The sequence below is a fragment of the Acaryochloris sp. IP29b_bin.148 genome (assembly GCF_028285565.1).
Classification (GTDB): Bacteria; Cyanobacteriota; Cyanobacteriia; order Thermosynechococcales; family Thermosynechococcaceae; genus Acaryochloris.
This window is the reverse complement of sequence record NZ_JANQOY010000228.1, coordinates 1-6,082: the sequence shown is the minus strand read 5'-3', so window position 1 is coordinate 6,082 and position 6,082 is coordinate 1. Positions and strand designations below refer to the sequence as shown.

Genomic DNA, 6,082 nt, shown 5'->3' with positions numbered 1-6,082 from the left:
GGTAGATATTGCCAAAGTCATCCCAACTCTCCCAAACCTTTTCGAGGGAGGCATAGATGGTTCGATATACGGTCACATTCGCCATGATGATGCTCCTATACAGGCAGGCAAGATCAACCCCAAGCGGTTGATGGTGCCAACTGGCTTCCCTTCGATAGTATGTAATCATTCCTGCATTGAGAAGCCCAAAATAAGCACCCTGTCGTTGCATAAATGCACCAAAGGAATCATGAACTGGGATGATTTGAGAATCTTTTTAGCGATTGCCCGTCAAGGATCGGCTCGGGCTGCTGCTACCAAGCTGGGGGTTCACCACTCCACCATCACACGTCGAATTGATGCCTTTGAATCCACCCAGAAAACACGCCTCTTTGATCGGTTGCCGAGCGGCTATGCTCTGACCTTAGCGGGGGAAGAGCTACTGGCAGCAGCTACTCGGGTCGAGGACGAAATGAATGGGATTGAACGCCATATCCTCGGGCAAGATATTCAGCTACGGGGCAATCTCCGTGTCACCATGCCGGATGCTTTAGCAGTTCATTTTCTCATGCCAGATTTGGTCTGCTTTATGGAGACTTATCCAGAGGTGAACTTGGAAGTCCTGATTTCCTATGAGGTCTATAACCTCACCAAACGGGAAGCGGATGTTGCCATTCGAGTCACCGAAAATCCGCCTGAGCATTTGGTGGGGCGAAAAGTGGGGTGTTATCACTGTGCCAATTATGCATCTGTAGATTATTTGGCAACTCATGCACTGCCCGAGAATACGGAAGGGGCCTATTGGATTGGTTGGGATGCACCAACTCCCTATCCAGACTGGGTACGTAAAAGTGAGTTTCCCCATATTCCGGTGCGGGGGCGATTCAATAATGCGATCGCACAACTCGCCGCAGCCAAAGCCGGCCTGGGACTTGCCCGTATTCCCTGTTTTTTAGGCGATCCAGAACCCACCCTAAAACGAGTCCCCCCCGGTCAGAGTGCCCCCTGCCATGACGTCTGGATTTTGACCCATAAGGATCTAATCTCAACATTACGTATCCAAACCTTTATGGACTGTATGTCCAAAGCCTTTCAGCAAAAACAGGACTTATTAGAAGGGCGTTGCCCTACACCATCTACTTAACTCAAAGCAATCATGCGAACCAAGCGATGAAACAGTACCCAATCGAGGACTGGTCACTATCGGGTACGACGCCTAAGCTGAGTTTGAAAGAGCCCTAGCTCTGTCTTGGTGTGATGCACTGAGACGCTTCAGCCCAACTTGCTTCTGAGTTTTCTATGAACTATCGAACCTTCATTGATGCCCCTTTCGCTTATGGAGACCATAAACCATGAATCAACAGGCCATTTTTGCCCCAATTTTTGTGATGTTCTTACTAACGTTGACGGTCTGGATCTATATGTATGCCCGTCGTATTCCCTTTATCATCCAAAACAACTTCCCCCCTGAAAAAATGCGGCCCCTAGAATTTGCCCGCATCTCTCCACCTAGCGTCTCCAATCCTTCAGACAATCTCAAAAATCTTTTTGAGTTACCCGTGCTGTTTTACGCTCTCGGCAACTACCTATTCATTACTAGCCAAGTTGATAGATTTTATATGCTCTTAGCTTGGATATTTGCGGGTTTTCGCATTTTGCATAGCCTGGTTCACTGCACGATTAACCGAATTTTGCTGCGGTTCTATCTCTATCTAACCGCTGCCGTCGCCCTATGGTTGATGATTTTGCGAGCAGGCTGGCAATATCTCGGTAGCGCCTAATACCTGTCCCCAAAATGACTGAGAATTCTCAGACAAATACGTCAAAATTGAAAAAAGAGAATACACCTCAAATTGCAGAGTAGGTTTGGTACGGATATGACTGCATTACCCCAAGGCAAGCTGCGCAAAACCCATCACTTTGCCCTGAATGTCAAAGACCTGCAAGCCTCCCGGCATTTTTATGGCACTATTTTGGGCCTGCATGAGTTGACGGGGGCTGAAGTTCCAGAAACCCTAGTCGAACTTGTAAAACAAGGACGAATTAGTAACTTCGTCACTCCCGACGGGTGGGTTTTGGACCTTTTCTGGGAGCCAGATTTATCTCCCCCCAATCCAGACCCAGAACAGCAGTTTACCCGCGCCAATCACTTGGCCTTTGACATTGCCCCCGACGCCTTCGATGAAGCTGTACAGGTTTTACAGGCGAATCAAGTTGCGATCGCCCAAGGTCCAGTCACCCGACCGACAGGGCGCGGCATCTACTTCTATGACCCCGACGGCTTCTTACTCGAAATCCGCTGTGACCCCGAAAATTAGCGACTCAATGAGTGCTCTCTAACTAAACCAGATGGCCACACCGATCATGCCTCTGGCTTCTGTGCCCCATCCGTCTTCTTTTCCGCTGCCCGAGGGATAGGTTTCTCTACCGCTGAATATTGCTCCGGCACTAAGGATAGCTGTCCCTTTTTCCGTTTGGGCTGACGGCGACGAGCGGTATTTTCCTCGCTCGTATTTTCAGCAATAACTTCATAGAGAAGCGCTAACTTACTGGGATCTTTGCCTTTGCGCAGCACCCGCCCCAATCGCTGCACATACTCTCGTGTTGATCCCGTTCCCGATAATACAATCGCAACGCTAGCTTCTGGCACATCAACCCCTTCATTCAGGACCCGAGAAGCCACCAGGGTCGGATACTCTCCTGAACGAAACCGCTGCAAAATATCATGGCGTTCTTTGACCGGGGTTTTATGGGTAATGGCTGGGATGAGAAAGTCTTGGGAAATTCGATAGACGGTGGCGTTGTCGTCCGTAAAAATAAGCGTTTGCTCGGGGTGGTGCTGAGCAAGAAGATCGGCAAGGATACGGAGTTTGCCTTCCGTCCCGAATGTGATCGCACGGGCCTGACGATGGGCTAACATGGCTCTCCGCCCGGCTTTGGAGCGAGCACTTTCACGCACAAACTGTTGCCACCCCTTTAGGCTACCCAGAAAAATACGAGCAGATTGGAGAAACTGGTTACGAGTTTGAATCAGCTCGTCATATCGCTCTCGTTCTTGGGTGGAAAGCTTGACCTGAATTTGGACGGTTTTATGTTTGGCTAAGGCGACGCCAGACAGCTCTTCGGCTGAACGACGATACACCGTTGGACCAATTAGATTATCTAAATCTTCATGCTTACCATCACTCCGCTCTGGAGTAGCCGTTAATCCCAATCGATAGGGAGCAATGGCATATTCAGCAATCACCCGATTAAAGCTGCTGGGTAAATGGTGGCATTCGTCGAACACCAGTAGACCATAGCGATTGCCCAGGTTTTCGGCCTGGATAGCGGCACTGTCGTAAGTGGAAATCAGGATTGGGGTGCGATCGCGAGACCCACCGCCTAGCAACCCAATCTCCGCATCAGGGAAAGCAGCCACCAAATGGGCATACCACTGGTGCATTAAATCCAGCGTTGGGACGGCGATTAACGTACTGCGTTGGGTCGCCTGAATCACCAATTGAGCCAAATAGGTTTTACCGGCGGCAGTCGGCAAAACCACAACCCCTCGACGGTGCTGCTGCCAAGCCTCTAGCGCCTCTTGCTGATGAAGATAGGGCTCCATTTGCAAACTGGGAGTCAGCTCTAAAGCTTCATAGGATTTGGCCTGATCCACCAAACGCGGATCAGTGATTTGCGTTGCTGTTAGGAGGGAGCGGTATGCGATCGCAGGCACCCGAAATCGCTCTACCCGATCATCCCAGGTGGCATAGTCCAGCCAATCTTTTCCCTTGGGCGGAGGGTGCAAAATAAGCGTACCGCGATCGTAGGTTAAGGTAGGCTTGCGCGCCATTGAAAAATGCCCAAGTGTGCTGTCGGTCGAGTGCCCTTCTTCCAACTTACCAGGAGAGTATCGGCAACAGCGAGCATCCTTGGTTCGCAGAGGTTACAATCAGTGAGCAGCGGCACTTAGCAATGAATCCTTTGGTGACCTACTTCTGAGAAACGTTATGACAACTAGCTCACAATCTACTTTCACAGCGGATCAGACCTCCACCTGGCTCCGAGGTTTAATGACCATTGCCTGGTCTGATGGCAAATTTGATCCTCAGGAACAGTCCCTGATTGAAGAAGTGGTGGCGAATGAGCTGACCCCTGATCTAGAGAACGATTCCTTTAAACCCATCTCCCCAGAAGAGCTTGCCGATGGCTTAGGCGACAATCCCAAAGTAGCCGAAAACTTTTTGCGGACTGCGGTGATGGTGGCGCTGGCCGATGGGGTTTATTCTAGTTCCGAAGACCAAGTTCTAGAGACCTTTGCCAAGGCCCTGCGGGTCCAGCTCACAGCCGTTGACTCTCTACGACTCACCCTAGATGGTGAAGCGATCGGTGGTGCTCCGAAACCCACTGAAAAACAGCCCCGCGATCCCCTCAAGCCCGTGCGCCAGTGGCTGGATGGTTTAGATATTCAAGACCCGGAAGTGGCCCGATTCTTGTGCAAAATGATTCCCTCCCAATGTCCCTTTGAGCGGGATATTACGCTCTTTGGCAAGAAGGTGGTACATATTCCTCCCATGTGTAAGCTTAACCCCCTTTATGAGCAGCTAGTGGGTCTTCGCTTTAAGGCATTGTCTTACCTTGCCGATGAGTGTAAAGAGGATGTCTCCTCCTATATCTAGCGGTTGGTAAAACTTGTAAACCTGTTGATCGACTGAATCTGAGAGCGCGTATAGTGAAAAACGCGTACCCCTTAGGAGAGCCGAGATGAAGGTCAAAGCAGCGGTGGCCCAAGCAGCCGGACAGCCCCTCAGCATTGAGACAGTGGATTTAGAAGGTCCCCAGGCTGGAGAAGTCTTAGTGGAAATAAAGGCGACGGGGGTTTGCCATACCGATGCTTATACCTTGTCAGGTGCTGATCCTGAAGGATTGTTCCCTGCCATCCTGGGGCATGAAGGCGCAGGTGTTGTCGTTGAAGTCGGACCTGAGGTCAAATCCCTGAAGCCGGGCGATCATGTGATCCCGCTCTATGTGCCCGAGTGCCGAACCTGTGAATATTGCTTAAGTGGCAAAACCAACCTTTGTCAGGCCATTCGCTCCACCCAGGGCAAAGGGGTCATGCCCAATGGCTCTAGCCGCTTTTCTCTGGGCAAGGATTCGCTATTTCACTATATGGGCACCTCCACCTTTGCCAACTACACCGTGGTGCCTGAAATTTCCCTAGCCAAAATTCGCAAAGATGCTCCTTTTGATAAGGTCTGTTTGATTGGTTGTGGAGTCACCACAGGCATCGGCGCGGTCATTAATACAGCCAAAGTAGAGCCGGGGGCCAACGTGGTCGTCTTCGGTTTAGGCGGTATTGGCCTTAACGTCATCCAAGCGGCCCGCCTAGTGGGGGCCAATATGATTATTGGAGTCGATCTCAATCCCGCCAAGCGACCTCTGGCAGAGAAATTGGGCATGACCCATTTCGTGAATCCTAAAGAGGTAGAAGGGGATTTAGTCCCTTATTTGGTTGATCTAACGAAAGGCGGGGCCGACTATAGCTTTGAGTGCATCGGCAATGTTGAGGTGATGCGCCAAGCCCTAGAATGCTGCCACAAAGGCTGGGGAGAAAGCATCATTATTGGGGTTGCCGGTGCGGGCCAAGAAATCAGTACCCGCCCCTTTCAGTTAGTGACTGGACGGGTTTGGAAAGGTACGGCTTTCGGGGGCGCCAAAGGACGCACGGATGTGCCTAAGATTGTCGATTGGTATATGGATGGCAAGATCGATATCGATTCTCTGGTCACCCACACCATGCCCTTAGACAAAATCAATGATGCTTTTGACTTAATGCATAAGGGCGAATCGATTCGGAGCGTTATCAACTTTTAGTGCCATTACTGCAGTGAGTAAATACTGCCAATCCATTGGTCTTAGCAGATGCAATAAACATCAAACCTTCATTTAAAGATGGTATTGATTCTGATCCATTGTTGATGATTCAAAATGATCTAGCCTGAAACCATCCATAGCAGACCTGCTTATCGCTCTTTCATCACTCTAACGAGATAAAAACTGGAAATCTCCCTGTGGGCCAGCCCTTGGAGTAGCCCCTTTGAAAAGATTCATCATCTTTACC

6 protein-coding genes and 1 pseudogene are annotated in these 6,082 nt (G+C 50.2%); 5 read left to right on the top strand and 2 right to left on the bottom strand.

The window, feature by feature from the left end; genetic code table 11:
* Positions 1 to 211: pseudogene (locus tag Q0986_RS20415) on the bottom strand (hypothetical protein); the annotation flags it as partial.
* 18 nt (positions 212 to 229) lie between these two features.
* Between Q0986_RS20415 and Q0986_RS20410 the strand changes: the two are divergent.
* The 3 genes from Q0986_RS20410 (at position 230) to Q0986_RS20400 (ending at position 2,297) form a co-directional block, all read left to right on the top strand.
* A complete protein-coding gene (locus Q0986_RS20410) occupies positions 230 to 1,123 on the top strand; it encodes a LysR family transcriptional regulator (protein ID WP_299415007.1) in 894 nt (297 codons plus the stop codon).
* A 208-nt stretch (positions 1,124 to 1,331) separates the two neighbouring features.
* Positions 1,332 to 1,760 carry an MAPEG family protein gene (locus tag Q0986_RS20405; protein WP_299415005.1) on the top strand — a complete coding sequence of 143 codons (429 nt, stop codon included), beginning with the start codon at positions 1,332 to 1,334 and terminating at the stop codon, positions 1,758 to 1,760.
* A 96-nt stretch (positions 1,761 to 1,856) separates the two neighbouring features.
* Entirely contained in the window at positions 1,857 to 2,297 is a 441-nt protein-coding gene (locus Q0986_RS20400) for a VOC family protein (RefSeq protein WP_299415002.1), read from the top strand.
* A gap of 44 nt (positions 2,298 to 2,341) precedes the next feature.
* On the opposite strand, the gene Q0986_RS20395 is transcribed toward Q0986_RS20400, so the two are convergent.
* The gene (locus tag Q0986_RS20395; protein ID WP_299415000.1) at positions 2,342 to 3,814 is read right to left on the bottom strand and encodes a DEAD/DEAH box helicase family protein; all 1,473 of its coding nucleotides are present in this window, start codon (positions 3,812 to 3,814) and stop codon (positions 2,342 to 2,344) included.
* A gap of 157 nt (positions 3,815 to 3,971) precedes the next feature.
* Here Q0986_RS20395 and Q0986_RS20390 point away from each other — a divergent pair, with 157 nt between their 5' ends.
* Complete coding sequence (locus Q0986_RS20390; protein WP_299414998.1) at positions 3,972 to 4,640, top strand: Mo-dependent nitrogenase C-terminal domain-containing protein; 669 nt, start codon at positions 3,972 to 3,974, stop codon at positions 4,638 to 4,640.
* An 85-nt stretch (positions 4,641 to 4,725) separates the two neighbouring features.
* Positions 4,726 to 5,835, top strand: a complete 1,110-nt coding sequence (locus tag Q0986_RS20385) for an S-(hydroxymethyl)glutathione dehydrogenase/class III alcohol dehydrogenase (RefSeq protein ID WP_299414996.1) — start codon at positions 4,726 to 4,728, stop codon at positions 5,833 to 5,835.
* Positions 5,836 to 6,082 lie beyond the last annotated feature (247 nt).

Bases quoted from the DNA above. Each gene is read 5' to 3' on its own strand.
- Q0986_RS20410 (WP_299415007.1), top strand. From the start codon at position 230: ATGAACTGGGATGATTTGAGAATCTTTTTAGCGATTGCCCGTCAAGGA.
- Q0986_RS20405 (WP_299415005.1), top strand. From the start codon at position 1,332: ATGAATCAACAGGCCATTTTTGCCCCAATTTTTGTGATGTTCTTACTA.
- Q0986_RS20400 (WP_299415002.1), top strand. From the start codon at position 1,857: ATGACTGCATTACCCCAAGGCAAGCTGCGCAAAACCCATCACTTTGCC.
- Q0986_RS20395 (WP_299415000.1), bottom strand. From the start codon at position 3,814: ATGGCGCGCAAGCCTACCTTAACCTACGATCGCGGTACGCTTATTTTG.
- Q0986_RS20390 (WP_299414998.1), top strand. From the start codon at position 3,972: ATGACAACTAGCTCACAATCTACTTTCACAGCGGATCAGACCTCCACC.
- Q0986_RS20385 (WP_299414996.1), top strand. From the start codon at position 4,726: ATGAAGGTCAAAGCAGCGGTGGCCCAAGCAGCCGGACAGCCCCTCAGC.